Source organism: Candidatus Pelagibacter sp. HIMB1636, from assembly GCF_052047675.1.
Taxonomy (GTDB): Bacteria; Pseudomonadota; Alphaproteobacteria; order Pelagibacterales; family Pelagibacteraceae; genus Pelagibacter.
Map to the genome: position 1 here is coordinate 299,075 of NZ_JBNAJP010000001.1, position 14,979 is coordinate 314,053.

General features: G+C 31.4%; 12 protein-coding genes. 7 read left to right on the forward strand and 5 right to left on the reverse strand.

Translation table 11 applies throughout. The features are described from left to right. The 4 genes from ACTTA6_RS01485 (at position 1) to ACTTA6_RS01500 (ending at position 4,599) form a co-directional block, all read left to right on the forward strand. Entirely contained in the window at positions 1-714 is a 714-nt protein-coding gene (locus tag ACTTA6_RS01485) for an efflux RND transporter periplasmic adaptor subunit (RefSeq protein ID WP_440614207.1), read from the forward strand. Next, positions 711-2,045, forward strand: coding sequence for an HlyD family efflux transporter periplasmic adaptor subunit (locus tag ACTTA6_RS01490; protein WP_440680357.1), 1,335 nt, complete (start codon positions 711-713; stop codon positions 2,043-2,045). The genes ACTTA6_RS01485 and ACTTA6_RS01490 overlap by 4 nt, the downstream gene beginning before the upstream one ends. Continuing rightward, positions 2,042-4,144, forward strand: coding sequence for a site-2 protease family protein (locus tag ACTTA6_RS01495; protein WP_440680358.1), 2,103 nt, complete (start codon positions 2,042-2,044; stop codon positions 4,142-4,144). Before ACTTA6_RS01490 ends, ACTTA6_RS01495 begins: the two co-directional genes overlap by 4 nt. A 125-nt stretch (positions 4,145-4,269) precedes the next feature. After that, the gene (locus ACTTA6_RS01500; protein ID WP_440680359.1) at positions 4,270-4,599 is read left to right on the forward strand and encodes a hypothetical protein; all 330 of its coding nucleotides are present in this window, start codon (positions 4,270-4,272) and stop codon (positions 4,597-4,599) included. Here the strand turns inward: ACTTA6_RS01500 and ACTTA6_RS01505 are convergent. The 4 genes from ACTTA6_RS01505 to ACTTA6_RS01520 form a co-directional block, all read right to left on the reverse strand. Further along, entirely contained in the window at positions 4,588-5,592 is a 1,005-nt protein-coding gene (locus ACTTA6_RS01505; RefSeq protein ID WP_440680360.1) for an Ldh family oxidoreductase, read from the reverse strand. The two genes, ACTTA6_RS01500 and ACTTA6_RS01505, sit on opposite strands and share 12 nt — an antisense overlap. Further along, positions 5,593-7,518: an ABC transporter permease subunit gene (locus ACTTA6_RS01510; protein WP_440680361.1), complete on the reverse strand. Its 1,926-nt coding sequence runs from the start codon at positions 7,516-7,518 to the stop codon at positions 5,593-5,595. After that, positions 7,518-8,315 (reverse strand): ATP-binding cassette domain-containing protein, encoded by a 798-nt coding sequence (locus tag ACTTA6_RS01515; RefSeq protein WP_179850418.1) that lies wholly within the window; start codon positions 8,313-8,315, stop codon positions 7,518-7,520. Before ACTTA6_RS01515 ends, ACTTA6_RS01510 begins: the two co-directional genes overlap by 1 nt. An 87-nt stretch (positions 8,316-8,402) precedes the next feature. Then, a complete protein-coding gene (locus ACTTA6_RS01520) occupies positions 8,403-9,344 on the reverse strand; it encodes an ABC transporter substrate-binding protein (RefSeq protein WP_440680362.1) in 942 nt (313 codons plus the stop codon). 201 nt (positions 9,345-9,545) lie between these two features. Between ACTTA6_RS01520 and ACTTA6_RS01525 the strand changes: the two genes are divergently transcribed. Genes ACTTA6_RS01525 through ACTTA6_RS01535 form a run of 3 tightly spaced genes read left to right on the forward strand, consistent with a single transcriptional unit; the run spans position 9,546 to position 14,488 of the window. Further along, positions 9,546-10,892 carry an aspartate aminotransferase family protein gene (locus ACTTA6_RS01525; protein ID WP_440618275.1) on the forward strand — a complete coding sequence of 449 codons (1,347 nt, stop codon included), beginning with the start codon at positions 9,546-9,548 and terminating at the stop codon, positions 10,890-10,892. A 30-nt stretch (positions 10,893-10,922) separates the two neighbouring features. Further along, positions 10,923-12,041 (forward strand): alanine dehydrogenase, encoded by a 1,119-nt coding sequence (gene ald, locus ACTTA6_RS01530; RefSeq protein ID WP_440651546.1) that lies wholly within the window; start codon positions 10,923-10,925, stop codon positions 12,039-12,041. A 2-nt stretch (positions 12,042-12,043) separates the two neighbouring features. After that, positions 12,044-14,488, forward strand: a complete 2,445-nt coding sequence (locus tag ACTTA6_RS01535) for a GcvT family protein (RefSeq protein ID WP_440680363.1) — start codon at positions 12,044-12,046, stop codon at positions 14,486-14,488. A gap of 9 nt (positions 14,489-14,497) precedes the next feature. Here the strand turns inward: ACTTA6_RS01535 and ACTTA6_RS01540 are convergent, their stop codons facing one another. Continuing rightward, on the reverse strand, positions 14,498-14,971 hold the full coding sequence (locus ACTTA6_RS01540; RefSeq protein WP_440680364.1) for a DM13 domain-containing protein: 474 nt from the start codon (positions 14,969-14,971) through the stop codon (positions 14,498-14,500). Between the last annotated feature and the right edge of the window lie 8 nt (positions 14,972-14,979).

A 14,979-nucleotide genomic window follows, 5' to 3' on the forward strand; every position in this document is an offset into this window, starting at 1 on the left:
ATGAAACGCTTATTCTATATATTTTCTGTTTGCTTAATATTTCTAACACCTATTAGTGCTGAAGAAATGGAAGCAAGAGCTTTAGTAAATGCCACTGAAAAAGTATCGATATCTAGTGAAATAGCAGCAAGAGTAGAAAGTATAAATTTTTTTTTAGGGGATGCATTTAAAAAAGGAGATGTTCTTGTTAGCTTTGACTGTGAAATCTACAAAGCTCAAAGAGATGTGATTAAAGCAGAATATACAAGTGCTTCTATCCAATTAGAAAGTGACAAAGAATTATTAGACATGAGGTCAATTGGGAAACTACAATATCAATTAACAGTTTCAAATTATGAAAAGGCGAAAGCCGAATTAAATATTGCAAACTTAAATCTAGATCGTTGTGAAATTATTGCACCTTACGATGGCAAGGTGATGGATGTTTATACAAGTGTATTTTCGAGTATTGAACAACGACAACCCTTGATGGATATTGTTGGTGATGGTTTGTTAGAAGCCGAAATCGTAGTGCCTAGCAGTTGGTTGAAGTGGTTAAAAAAAGATCATGCTATAAAAATTATTATAGATGAGACAGGTGAAACTTTAGATGCAACAGTTATAAGCTTAGGTGCAGCTGTTGATGCTGCTAGCCAAACTATAGAACTTAAAGCCCAATTTAATAAAAAGTACAATAAATTAATTCCGGGTATGAGTGGGATTGTTAAGTTTTGAGTAAAGATAAAAACATTAAAGTTGCTCGTTTAATTGGTTTAGAAAAAAAAGCTAGAGAAGCAAGTTCTAAAGATGAATTATATTTTGTTATTGTAAACGAAACTAGACAAATCATTGATTACGTTAACTCATTTTTATTAATTAAAACACCTACAGATAAATTTAAAATTAAAGCAACTTCAGATCTTGCAACAATAGATAGAACTTCACCTTTACTTACCTTTATAGAAAACTTCATTAATAATGATAAAACAATCGATACAAAAGAAATTCAAAACCTTGATGTTGAAAAAATATCAAAAAATATAAAAGCTGAAAAACCAAAAAACCTTCCACAAAATATTTTGTTTATCCCAATTATTTCACCTCAAAAAGGGATGCAAGGCTATTTATTATTAGGAAGGCAGAAACAATTTTCTGATAGTGATACTGAACTGTTAAGGCATTTATCCATGTCTTATGGTCATGCCTTTAATTCTTTTTTAAAAGATATTTCAATTAATAATTATTTTAAAAAATATTTTACGGGAAAAAAATCCTGGAAGATTTATTTATCAATATTCATTATACTTTTTTTACCATTAAGATTAACAAGCACAGCTCCAGTTGAAGTTGTTGCTAAAAAGCCAAAACTAGTAACAGCTCCTTTTGATGGTGTTGTAAAAGAGATCGTTGTAAATAATAATGATAAAGTAAAATTTGGTGACCTATTAATATTACTTGAAGATATTGAACTTAATAATAACTACAATCTAGCAAAACAATCTTTGCAAGTTACTCAAAAGGAATTGCTTAGAAGTAGACAGTCTTCATTTTCAAACAATGAGGAAAAAGCAAGATTAGCAGAGCTAGTTGCACAAGTAGAATTAAAGAAAGCAGAGGTTGCGTCTGCTGAAGAAAAATTAAAAAACACTAAATTATTTGCCAAACAAAAAGGTATTGCAATTGTTGATCAAAAAAATGATTGGCAAGGAAGACCTGTTAAAGTAGGTGAAAAAATAATGACAGTTGCAAACCCTGATGAAGTTGAATTTTTAATTTGGTTGCCGGTAAAAGATAGCTTGGTTATAAAAGAAAATTCAAAAGTAAAAGTATTTTTAGATGTAAATCCAATTAGTTCGTTAAAGGGAAAATTATTAAGAGCATCTTATGCTCCATCATTGTCACCTGAGGAAGTTTTATCTTACAAAATAGGAGCAAGTTTTGATGGTAAGAAACCTCCTAGAATAGGATTTAGAGGTACTGCAAAAGTTTATGGATCAAGAGTGCCATTATTTTACTTTGTATTAAGAAAACCAATTACATTCATGAGACAATATATTGGAATATGATAGTTCCATATTTAAGACAAGACTTAGAGATTTTCAGAGGAAACAGTAGAGAAGATGGTTTGCCTGCTTGGCTTTTATATGATGCTGTAAGAAACAAATATTTCTCACTTGGTTTGACTGCATTTAAATTGATTAAAAATTGGAAGGGTGGAGAAGATATTAAAAATTTCGAAAAGAAAATTAACTCATCAGGAATTGCTACTAGTGAGGAAGAGATTAAAAGTTTTATAAATTTTCTACATCAAAACAATTTAATTATTCAACCAACTGGTCAAAATATAGCTTATTTAATGCAACAGAAAAACAGCATGAAAAAAAGCTGGCTGATGTATGCAATACATAGTTATCTTTTTTTTAAAATTCCATTATTTAAACCTGATGACTGGCTTTCCAAAACTTTAAAATACGTAAAGCATTTTGCTTCAAAAAAATTTAGAAACTTGGTTTATCTTTTTGGCTTCATTGGATTATTTTTAGTTTTTCAACAACTTGAAACGTTTAAGAGTACGTTTTTATATTTTTTTTCCTTTCAAGGTTTAATGTTGTATTTTTTAACCTTAGTTTTTGTAAAGTGTCTTCATGAATTAGGACACGCCTATATTGCTAAACATTATGGATGTAGAGTATCAGCAATTGGAATAGCATTTTTAGTATTCTTTCCTTTTTTATATACAGATACAACAGATGCTTGGAGACTTCGAAATCACAAAGAAAGATTATTAATTAACTTTGGTGGAATACTAACCGAATTACACTTGGCTATCATAGCAACTTTTCTTTGGGCAGTATTGCCAGATGGGGGATTTAAAAGTGTAGCATTTTTTATAGCAACAACATCTTGGATTTCCTCATTAACAATTAATGTAAGCCCGTTTATGAGGTTCGATGGTTATTATGTGTTCTCAGACTGGTTGAAGGCTGAAAATTTACAACCAAGATCATTTGCACTTGCAAGATGGAAGATAAGAGAAAGTTTATTTGGATTAAATCATCCACCACCAGAAGAAATCAATCCATCAAGAAGATGGACGTTTATAGTATATGCTTGGACAACTTGGGTTTATAGATTTTTCTTATTTCTTGGGATTGCTTTGTTAGTTTATCATTTTGCTTTTAAAATATTGGGTATCATATTATTTGTAATTGAAATTCATTGGTTCATTTTACTGCCAATTATTCGAGAGATTAAAAATTGGTACAAATTAAAATCTGAAATTAAATTTAATAAGCAAACCACAAGAACTTTAATAATCCTTTTGTCATTTTTTATGATTTTGTTTTTACCTTGGAAGTCTTCTTTAAAAATTCCAGCTGTATATGTTTCTGAGCAATATTCAAAAGTGTATGCGCCTTATCCATCAAAAATTAAAAAAATTCTAGTAAATAAAGATGATGCGGTAGAGAAGGGACAAGAATTGATAGAACTTTATTCACCTGAGTTAGATAGAGAAATTTTTTCAATTAGTAGAAAAATTCAATTAACAAAAACAAAGATCAATAGATTGAGTAAATCTGCAGGAAATATGGATCAATTTTTAACATTACAACAAAGTTTAATTGCTCTTCAAACAGAAATGACTGGTTTAACAAGAATTAAAAATAAGCTTATTATTAAAGCGCCGATCAAAGGAAAAATAAAAGATTTTTATGATCTTTCCGAAGGTATGTGGGTTAGTAATTTTGATCAGTTACTAGAAATTGTTCATTATGGAACAGGTAAAGTCAGAGGATTTATTAAAGAAGAACAAATTGAAAGATTTTTAAAGAAAAACCCTGCAGTATTTATTCCCAATGATGGTATTCATGATAAAGTTTATTTAGTTTCAAAATCTTTAGATCTATCAGCTATTACCAATCTTCCTTATATCTCTTTAAGTTCAGCTCACGATGGACCAGTTGCCGTAAGGAATTTTACAGGAGGAAAATTTCAATATAGACCTGAAACCGCACACTATATTGCAGAATTTGATCTTGCTAAAAAAAGTGAAATTCAATTTGAATTACCAGGCTATGTTCACATTAAAGGCAGCAGATATAGTCCGTTTGCAAATTTAACTAAAGGTGTGATTGCTATAATTGTAAGAGAAAGTGGATTTTAAATTAATTTAGTTTTGACCCTTTTTTAAAAAATTTAATATAAGTTTTATCAAAAAACTCATTTTGGGCATCTCTAATATTTAAAAATTAAATTACTAATGATTATATAACATTGTGTTTAAAGATTATGAGTTCAGAAAACTTAAATAGTACATCTGTTGAAATTGAGAACTTCTCTCAAATTACCGAAGCTCCACAAAGAGTAACTGAAGCTCCACAAAGAGTAACTGAAGCTCCACAAAGAGTAAATGTAGATGTTCTGAAGCAAAGACTTCTTGAAGAGAAAAAAAAAGGAATTGAGAACTTCTCTCAAATTACCGAAGCTCCACAAAGAGTAAATGTGGATGTTCTAAAGCAAAGACTTCTTGAAGAGAAAAAGAAGGAAAAAATAAAAAGAACAATTATAGTTTCTTCTGTTGTTGCTTCTTTATTAGTTTTAACTTCTTTAATTTATTAAAGTTTCTAAATCTTTTTTAATAATATCTGGAATATTGATTTCTTTTTTAAGATTTTGTTTGTAACGATTAAATTTGTTTTGTCCTGGATACATTATTTCTTTAACACCTTTGATTTTAGGAAGTTTTTTAATTGTTTTAATATTGTCTTTAATTCTTTGATTATAATTTTTTTGAAATAAGTTTGCTTTAAACGTTATAAACAAATGTCCAATATTTTGTGGTCCTGAAAAATCATCAAAAGGATCTTTAACACGACCCGCATGATTTCCTCCAGTTAGTACTCCACTTAAAATATCAACCATCCAAGCAAGTCCTGAACCTCTAAAACCAGCAATAGGTAACTGAACTCCTGCTAATGCTTTTTTTGCATCAGTAGTTGGTTTTCCAAATTTATCTAAAGCTACACCTGCAGGAATTGTTTGATTGTTTCTTGCAGCAACTCTAATTTTACCTCTGTTAATCATTGAGATTGATGTATCTAAAATAAAAGGAATTTTAGAACCAGTAGGGGTTCCAAAACAAATTGGATTAGTTCCAAATAAAGTTTTTAATGCACCATGAGGAGCAACTGCTGGAGGAGCATTTGTATAAATCATCGCTATTAAATTTTTTTTAACAGCTTGTTCTGCGTAATAACCTGACAATCCATAATGACCACTATTTTTTACCGCAACCATTCCTATTCCAGTTTTTTGTGTATGCTTAATTGCAGTTTTAATTCCAAGATCAGCAGCTACAAATCCAATACTGTTATTTGCATCAATATGAGAAATAGAAGATGAAATTTTTTTAATTTTTATTTTTGGTTTTGGATTAATTACTTTCTTGGAAATTCTATCACAATACATTTTAAGTCTTGATAAACCATGACCATAAGCACCAACTAGTTCTGCATTAATTAAAGCATTAGCAGAAATTAAAGCATGATCTTTACTCAAACCAAACTTTTGAAAAATTTTAATTACTTGATTTTTTAATAAAGGAGTTTTCATTTATCCTTTTCCACGCCATGGAATAGTTTTATCGATTATTTTTCTTAAAGTAACATCGAACAATAAACCAAGAAGACCCATTATAAATATCGTTATCCAAATAACTTCGTACTGGAAGTATTTTTTAGCAACGTTTTCAACAAAACCAATACCTGTTGTTCCAGCTAAAAATTCTGCTGCGACTAGTGTCCCCCAACACATACCAACTGCAACCCTTATTCCAGTTAAAATTTCTGGAAGAGAATTTGGAAAAATTACATATCTTAATATTTGTTTTTTTGTAGCTCCTAATGAGTGAGCAGCATGAATTTTTGATAATTGAGTTCCTGATGCTCCAGCTCTTGCTGAAATAATCATAATGGATAAAGAGACCATAAATAATAAAAATATTTTTCCAGAGTTATCAATTCCAAGTACAGAAATAATTAAAGGAGCCCAAGCAAGTGGTGGGACCGGTCTATAAAGTTCAATTAATGGATCAAAGAAGCCTTTTGCAAATCTATTAAGACCCATAAATAATCCTAATGGAACACCAATAATAATTCCAAACACTAATCCTAAAAATACCCTCATAAAAGAGTCCCAGATATGCCCGTATGGAACTGGAACTTTGAATAGTTTAAAGTCACCACTAACAACTTTTAAAACATTGCTTTTAAAGTTCTCTTTAACTATTCCATCTTTTGTATGAACCGGATATTCACCAGGCAAAATATCAGCTATCCAATCTGGTAAAACGAAGCCAATCATTTTACTTACATCAACCATTTCAATCCATAAAAGAGGAACATTTTTGTATCCAACACTTGGTTTAGACATCAATACAAACTTATTAAAAGTATCAGATGGTTTAGGTAGCCATCTACCAGAACCTTGTTCTGAACAAGTAGGTCCACTTGCTACAATTGTTCCAGCAGGAAATAAAAGTATATCGATTAATCTTAATCCAGCTTGTTCTTTATTTTGTAACTCATCAAACTCTATGATTGCTGCTTGCATTTCATTTAATGCATTAGGAGGGTAGATACTTGCAAATTCTATTCTTCTTGCAATTTTAACTATATTTTTTGCATAGTCAGATGCTATCTCTTCACTATCATCCAAACCTTTTCTGTAAGCTTTAATGTCATCTTTAAGTTGTTTAATTGAGCTTTTGAAAGGTGGGTTATGGTTTTTTAATTTAAAGAACTTGTCGTCAATTTTTTTTAATTCTGCTGCAGCTGCACTAAATTTTAAACCTTTATTCGTTTGAGGTGCAGTTGGTATTTCAATTGTATTTTCAATAGAACCACTTCCAGAGTCAATTGTGGTAATTCCCCAGCCACCTTGTTCATCAATAAGTTTTTGTCTTTCAGTTTTTTGAGCATCTGTTTCAAAAGGATAATCTTTTTTTTGGAAGTTTGAACTTAGAAGTTTTATTTCCTCCGTTATTTCTTGAAGTTTAATTTTGGTATCCATTTCCATTAATTCTTCACTTGTTAGAAGTGGAATTAATTTAGAAGTTCTATCAATGTAGCTTACAAGAATTGTTTTTTGTTGATCATTTAGATCTGGAGATCCTTTTATTTCATTTGCAATTTTTACAAGATTTTTATTTTCAATTTTAATAATGGATGTACTTTTGAACTCTCTTTCTTCAATAGGGAACTGATATTTTAAACCTAATAACGACTCATTTATTTTAGCAACCTGACATAATTCATTTGCTGATTTTGGATAAAAACCTTTTGCTATATCCCATGAATAATAAAGCCATAGCATTAAGATCGCACTACTACCAACAATTACCCAGTGCGTTCCACCTTTAGCTCTTTCTGGGTTTCCAAAAACAGCATCTACTTTTTCAGTTCTGATTAATCTTCTTCCATAAAGAACACACCCAATAACAGAAACGATAATAAGTATTGTTACAAATTGTGTTAACATTAATTATCTTTCCCCATTATCTCTTCTTCCATGTTCCAGATCATTGATAAAATTTCTTCTCTAGTAGATGAAAATTCTTTATTTTTTTTAATTTCTCTTAAATCTTGAGTAAGACCCATTTCTGCAAATGGAAGATTGTACTCTTTATGTATTCTTCCAGGTCTTGGTGCCATTACATATAATCTTTCACCTAGTAAAAGAGCTTCTTCAACAGAGTGAGTAATTAAAATAATTGTTTTTCCAGTTTCTTTCCAAATTTTTAAAACTAAAGACTGCATCTTTTCTCTTGTTAATGCATCCAAGGCACCCAATGGCTCATCCATTAAAATTAAATCAGGGTCATTAATTAGACATCTTGCAAGAGCAACTCTTTGCTGCATACCACCTGATAATTGATAAGTAGGAGTGTTACCAAATCCTTTTAACCCAACTATATCTAACCATTCTTCAACTTTTTTTGCTGTTACTTCCGGATCCTCACTTTTCATACGAAGACCAAAGTTTACGTTTTCAGCAACTGTTAACCATTCAAATAAAGCACCTTGTTGAAAGACCATTCCTCTTTCAACACCAGGTCCATCTATTTCATTATTGTTTAAAGTAATCTTTCCTGAAGTGGGTCTTAAAAATCCTGCGGTAATATTTAATAAAGTTGTTTTTCCACAACCAGATGGGCCAAGAACAGTAAGTAGTTCTCCTTTTTTTAAAGTAAAACTAACATCTTTTAATGCATGAACTGTTTCTCCTTTTGGAGTTTTAAAAATCATATTTAGATTTTGAGAAACAAGATCACTCATAGCGCCCTTATATTAGAAATTTTTTAAAAAAAATAGGCACTAATTTTTAAATCAGTGCCTATTTAAAAAAGTCTTAAACCTTTAAAATTATAAAGGTAAGAAACTTGTGTCTACGTTACCAGCTGGAGTTCCCATTCCTTTTAAGAACCCATCTAGGTTTCCGCTCTCCATAGAAGCTTTAGTTTCTTCTGGAGTTAAGAATTTAAATCCACTTAAAGTTTCTTTCATGTCAGCAACAGTCATTTCAGAAGCTTTTGACATAGCATTCATATCAGATTTACCTGATCTGTATCTGTCGTTTGCTTCGTGAGTTACTTCGATGAAAGTTCTTAGCATTCCTGGATTTTCTTTCATGAATTTATCTGTAACAGATGTGATATCTATACCTAAGATACCAGCAGCTCTTGCTTCATCTACAGTTAATAATCTTGAACCAACTGCAGTTGCCGCTTTAATAGAGTTACCACCAAATAAACATGCCATTACAACATCACCACTTACTAATGCAGCAGCACCTTCTTCTGGGTCCATTTGAATGATATCCATTTTGCCTCTGTCAGCACCAACAACTTTCATACTTTCATCAAAAACGTATTCAGCCATTGTTCCAAGTGGAACAGCAACTTTTTTACCTTCTAATTCAGTAGCGTTAGCTTTTGTAATTCCAGATGCATTTGATGTTACACAAGTAGTTCCACCCATTCCGTATTCCATAGCAATATCCACTAACTTAAGTGGTGCATTAGATTTTACAGCATTGATGAAAGGTACTAAACCTTGTGAGTAAGAAATATCAATGTCTCCTGCTAACATTGCATCAGTCATTGCTCCACCGTTAGTGAAGTTTGTCCACTTAACTGGTACACCAAGAGCTTTTGCAAAATTTTTCTTCTGCATGTCCTCTAGATTTGGACTTGGCCATTCTAGAAAGTATGCAACTCTAACTTCAGTAGCTGCAGAGTTTGCAACTGAAATTGAAAGGTTAAGAGCAAAAATAGATCCTAGAATAAAACTTAGTATTTTTTTCATTTATTCCCCTATGTTAATTTAATTAAATTAACCTTATTTAAATTCAATTTAGAGCGGTTGTAAAACAAAAAGATAGGTTCAATTAAAAGTTGTATACATATGACGCATCATTTTGGATGGTCAAAATATTTCTAGCAAACTAATTGATTTAGTCTAATAGTTGGAAATATTTATAACAGTTAATAAAGAGAGAAAAAATTTATGAGCTCAGAAACAAGAACTTCAGTTCCAAATTCATTAAATGAACATTGGATGCCGTTTACATCGAATAAAGATTTCAAAGCAAACCCAAGATTAATTACTGAAGCAAAAGGAGTTTATTTAAAAACTCACCATGGAAAAACACAAATTGATGCGAGCTCAGGATTATTTTGTAATCCATTAGGACATGGAAGAAGAGAAATTACAGAAGCAGTTACTAAACAATTAGAGACTTTAGATTATGCTCAGCCTTTCCAACAAGGTTTTGGTGGTTCATTTGAATTAGCTACAAAAATTTCAAAACACACTCCAGGTGATTTAAATAAAATGTTTTTTACTATTTGTGGTTCAACTGCTGTTGAGACTGCAATTAAGATTGCTGTTGCTTATCACAGAGCAAAAGGAAACGCTCATAGATTTAGATTTGTAGGACGTGAAAGAGGTTATCACGGGATGAACATTGGATGTGTTTCAGTTGGTGGAATGATCAATAATGTTAAAACATTTGCAAGTATCTTGATGCCAGGTGTTCAACACATGAGACACACACATTTACCAGAACACAAATTTGTTAGCGGTCAACCTGAAACAGGAGGAGATCTTGCAGATGACTTAGAGAGAATTGCAAGTAACTTTGGACCAGAAAATATCGCAGCTTGTATTGTAGAACCAATTGCTGGATCTACTGGAACTTTAGTTCCACCTAAAGGATATTTACAAAGATTAAGAGAGATTTGTGATAAGCACGGAATACTTTTAATTTTTGATGAAGTAATTACAGGATGGGGAAGAACTGGTTCAGTTTTTGCAAGTCAAGAGTTTGATGTTACTCCAGATTTAATGACTATGGCTAAAGCAACAACTAACGGTGTTGTTCCAATGGGAGTAGTTGCATGTAAAGATGAAATTTATGATGCAGTAATGGATTCTTCTCCAATGGGATCAGTTGAATTATTTCACGGTTATACTTATTCAGGAATTCCAGTTGCAGTAGCAGCAGGTTTAGCTGTTCAAGATATTTTTGAAAAAGAAGATATCTTTAACAGAGCAAAAAATTTAGCACCTTATTTCCAAAAAGGATTATTTTCTCTTCAAGACTTAGAGTCTGTTGATAACATAAGAGGTTACGGAATGATGGGTGGTATTGATATGAAAATGAATACCAAACCAGGTAAAGCAGGTTATGAATGCTTTAAAGCTTGTTACGAAGCAGGAGTAAACTTTAAAGCAACTGGTGACTGTTTAATTATCGCCCCTCAATTTATATGTGAAGAAAAACATATAGATGAGATCATTGATAAACTTAGAACAGGTATTACGAACTATCAAAAAAACCAAAAGAACTAATTAGTTTTTTAAAAGACATGGAGAGTGCTTATGAAGATAGGCGTACCTAAAGAGATAAAACCTCAAGAAAATAGAATAGGACTAACACCAGATAGTGTTAAGACTTTGGTTTCAGAAGGTCACGAAGTTATTGTTGAAAACAATGGTGGTTTTGAAGCTGGATTTGAAAATGATCAATATACAAATGCAGGTGCAAAAATAGCAAGTACAGCAGCTGATATTTTTAATGATGCAGATATAATTGTTAAAGTTAAAGAACCTCAAAAAGTTGAAGTTGATATGATTAGAGAAAATCAAATTGTTTATACATATCTTCACTTAGCTGCAGCGAAAGAATTAACTGAAGGATTAATTAAATCAAAAAGTGTTAATATTGCTTACGAGACTGTAACAGATGATAATGGTAGATTACCACTGTTAGCGCCAATGAGTGCAGTTGCTGGTAGAATGTCAGTACAAGCTGGCGCTCATTGTTTAGAAAAAAATCAAAGTGGAAGAGGACTTTTGTTAGGTGGTGCTCCAGGTGTAACTGGTGGAACTGTTGTAATTTTAGGTGGTGGTGTTGTAGGTGAAAATGCTGCAGTCATTGCAACAGGTATGCAAGCTAAAGTTCATATTGTCGACAAATCTGAAGCTAGATTAAAACAATTAGTAGAGATGTTTGGTGATAAAATTATTCCAGAGCAAAGTGATAAAATTGATCTTCCAAAGTTAGTTTCTGAAGCAGACTTATTAGTTGGTGGAGTTTTAATTCCAGGTGCAGAGGCTCCAAAATTAGTTACTAAAGATATGATCAAAAGTATGAAGAGAGGTTCTGTTATTGTTGATGTTGCAATTGATCAAGGTGGATGTGTTGAAACAAGTAAACCAACTACCCACGGTGAGCCAACTTATATTGTTGATGATGTTGTTCATTATTGTGTAGCAAATATGCCAGGTGGAGTTCCAAGAACTTCTACTTTAGCTTTAAACAATGCAACGTTACCTTATCTAGTTAAACTTGCTAACAATGGTTATCAAAAAGCATTAAGTGAAGATAAAAACTTTTTGGCTGGATTAAATGTTCATAAAGGAATGGTTACTTATAAGGCAGTTGCAGATGTATTTGGTCACAACTTTGTAGATCCAGGAGAAGCTGTCAAGCATTAGTAATGGAAAAAAAGTATCCTTCTAGCACAAAGGTAGTTGTTGTTGGAGGCGGAGTTATTGGTTGCTCTGTTGCTTATCACTTAACAAAATTTGGTTGGAAAGATGTTGTTCTTTTAGAAAGAGATCAATTAACATCAGGTACAACTTGGCATGCAGCAGGATTAGTTAGTCAGTTAGGACCTACAGCAGCCGTTACAAAGATTAGAAAATATACTTTAGATCTTTATAAAAAATTAGAAAAAGAAGTTGATCATTCGGCTGGTTTAAGAATTAATGGAGCTTTATCTATTGCTCAAACTGATGCTAGATGGCAAGAACTTCAAAGACAGGCAACTACGGCTCAATTGTATGATGTTGATATTAAGATTTTAGATAAAGATCAAATAAAGAAAAATTATCCAATCATGTACACAGAGGATTTAAAAGGTGGTGTGTTAATGCCTGGTGATGGTGCAGCTGATCCAAGTGGTGTTACACACATGTTAGCAAAAGGAGCAAGATTAGGTGGGGCAAAAATTTTTGAACATTCTCCTGTTGAAACAATTTTAACTAAAAATGGTAGAGTAAGTGGTGTTAGGATTAATGGGCAAGATATTGAATGTGAGTATGTGGTTCTTGCAACAGGTATGTGGTCTAGACAAATTGGAGAAAAAATAGGAGTTAGTATTCCTTTATATCCTGCAGAACATTTTTATGTAATTACAGAACCAATTGAAAATCTTTCACCAACATTACCTGTAATAAGAGATTTTGACAGCAGTACTTATATTAAAGAGGATGCTGGAAAGCTTTTAATTGGAATATTTGAAGGTAAATCAATTCCAGCATTTAAAGATACTAATAAAGTTCCAGAAGATTTTTCATTTGGTGAATTTCCAGAAAATTTTGATCATTTTGAACCTTATTTAGAACAATCTATGAAAAGATTTCCAGTTTTAGAGCAAGCTGGAATTAGAAAGTTTTTTTCTGGTCCAGAGTCTTTTACACCTGATACCAATTCTTTATTAGGTGAAGTTCCTGAAGTTAAAAATTTATTTGTGAGCTGTGGTTTGAATAGCATCGGTATTGGTAGTGGAGGAGGAGTTGGAAAAGTAACTGCAGAATGGTTAATGACTGGTCATATTAACGAAGATATTTTTAATTACGATATAAAGAGATTTCAAAAGTTTCATTCAGAATTAGGTTTTATTAAAGATCGTATTACAGAGTCACTTGGAGACTTGTATGGAATGCATTGGCCTTATAAACAATACAAAACATCAAGAAATGTAAAAAAATTACCATACCACGATGAATTAAAAAGTTTTGGCGCATGCTTTGGAGCTTCGGCTGGATACGAAAGACCAATGTGGTTTGCTTTAGATGGTGAAAAATCAGAGTACGAATATAGTTACAATTATCAAAATTGGTATCCATCAGTTGAATACGAAACTAACAACACACTAACAAATGTTGGATTATATGATTTGTCTCCATTTTCTAAATTTGAAATTAAATCTGAGAAAGCGCATGAAGATCTTCAGAGAATTTGTACTTCAAATATAAAACAGGAACCTGGAAAATGCACTTATACACATATGCTTAATAATGATGGAGGAATTGAAACTGATCTTACAGTAGTTTGTATTGATCAAAATCACTTTAGAATAATTAGTTCTGCAGCAACAAGAGAAAGAGATAAATTTCATATTAAAAAGCATTTATCGGATAATGTTGAGTTAACTGACATTACTGATGATTATTGTGTGTTTGGAATATTTGGGCCAAAGAGTAGGCTGTTAATGCAAGATTTAAGTTCAGATGATTTTAGTAATGAAAATTTTAAGTTTGCGAATTCGAAATATATAGAAATTAACGGAACTAAAATATGGACCCAAAGATTATCTTACGTTGGAGAGTTAGGTTATGAGCTTTATGTTAAAAATTCTGATTCTAAAAATATATATGAGAAATTAATAGAAAAAGGTAAAAAATATAATTTATCTAATTGTGGAATGCATGCGTTAGATACTATGAGAATGGAAAGTGGTTTTTTACATTGGGGCCATGATATTTCACCAGAGGAAAATCAATACCAAGCAGGTCTTAACTTTACAATTAGCTATAAGAAAGAATTTAATTTTATTGGAAGAGAAGCACTAGAAAAAATTAAAGATAAAAAAGTAGATAGGAAATTTGCTATGTTTGTTCTTAAAAATAATGAACCAGGAAAACCTCTTCTGCTTCACGATGAACCAATCTATTTTGATGATAAAATAGTTGGAAGAACTACATCGGGTAATTATTCTTTTAACTTCAAAAAAAATCTTGCATTTGGTTATATAAATAATGACTATACAGATGATGAACTTCTAAATGGAAATATTTCAATTGAAATAGAGAAAATTAAATATCCTGCTGAAATTATCTTCAAACCATTAAAGCAAACTAATTTTAAAAATAGTTAATTAAAAAGATTATTGGTATTTAGCTGCAGTTATAAATTCACTAAAACTTTCACACCAAATAACTATGGTATTGAATTTACTTACATCTACATTTGAGGGAACATCAACAACAAAGTTTTCAAAGCTTTTAACCTCTGCAACATATTTGGCACTATCTTTAATTGGCAAAAATTCATCTTCATGTTGTGTAAATTCATTTGTTAGATAAAGTTTGTAATCTGGCCCGGGTGCAATTGCTCCATTAACTGTAATTTTTGTGTTTGAAATTGTAACTTTTGCTTCTCCCCAGTGAAATGGATCACTTCCTCTTAAATCTCTTACAAACTCAGTTTGATATTGAGATTTATTTTCATACTCATTAATTTTACTTACCTCGACTGACTCTGGTGCAGTTAAAATTGGTAGAAAATATACACCTAAACCAAACCCAATTATTAAAAAGAAAAAGTGACTGATAAATAGAAAAGTAATTTTTTTTTTCATAAGAAATT

What these genes read in the sequence shown, in the direction of transcription:
- ACTTA6_RS01505 (WP_440680360.1), bottom strand. Translation starts at nt 5,592, where the DNA reads ATGAAAACTCCTTTATTAAAAAATCAAGTAATTAAAATTTTTCAAAAG.
- ACTTA6_RS01500 (WP_440680359.1), top strand. Translation starts at nt 4,270, where the DNA reads ATGAGTTCAGAAAACTTAAATAGTACATCTGTTGAAATTGAGAACTTC.
- ACTTA6_RS01485 (WP_440614207.1), top strand. Translation starts at nt 1, where the DNA reads ATGAAACGCTTATTCTATATATTTTCTGTTTGCTTAATATTTCTAACA.
- ACTTA6_RS01535 (WP_440680363.1), top strand. Translation starts at nt 12,044, where the DNA reads ATGGAAAAAAAGTATCCTTCTAGCACAAAGGTAGTTGTTGTTGGAGGC.
- ACTTA6_RS01515 (WP_179850418.1), bottom strand. Translation starts at nt 8,315, where the DNA reads ATGAGTGATCTTGTTTCTCAAAATCTAAATATGATTTTTAAAACTCCA.
- ACTTA6_RS01520 (WP_440680362.1), bottom strand. Translation starts at nt 9,344, where the DNA reads ATGAAAAAAATACTAAGTTTTATTCTAGGATCTATTTTTGCTCTTAAC.
- ACTTA6_RS01510 (WP_440680361.1), bottom strand. Translation starts at nt 7,518, where the DNA reads ATGTTAACACAATTTGTAACAATACTTATTATCGTTTCTGTTATTGGG.
- ald (WP_440651546.1), top strand. Translation starts at nt 10,923, where the DNA reads ATGAAGATAGGCGTACCTAAAGAGATAAAACCTCAAGAAAATAGAATA.
- ACTTA6_RS01540 (WP_440680364.1), bottom strand. Translation starts at nt 14,971, where the DNA reads ATGAAAAAAAAAATTACTTTTCTATTTATCAGTCACTTTTTCTTTTTA.
- ACTTA6_RS01525 (WP_440618275.1), top strand. Translation starts at nt 9,546, where the DNA reads ATGAGCTCAGAAACAAGAACTTCAGTTCCAAATTCATTAAATGAACAT.
- ACTTA6_RS01495 (WP_440680358.1), top strand. Translation starts at nt 2,042, where the DNA reads ATGATAGTTCCATATTTAAGACAAGACTTAGAGATTTTCAGAGGAAAC.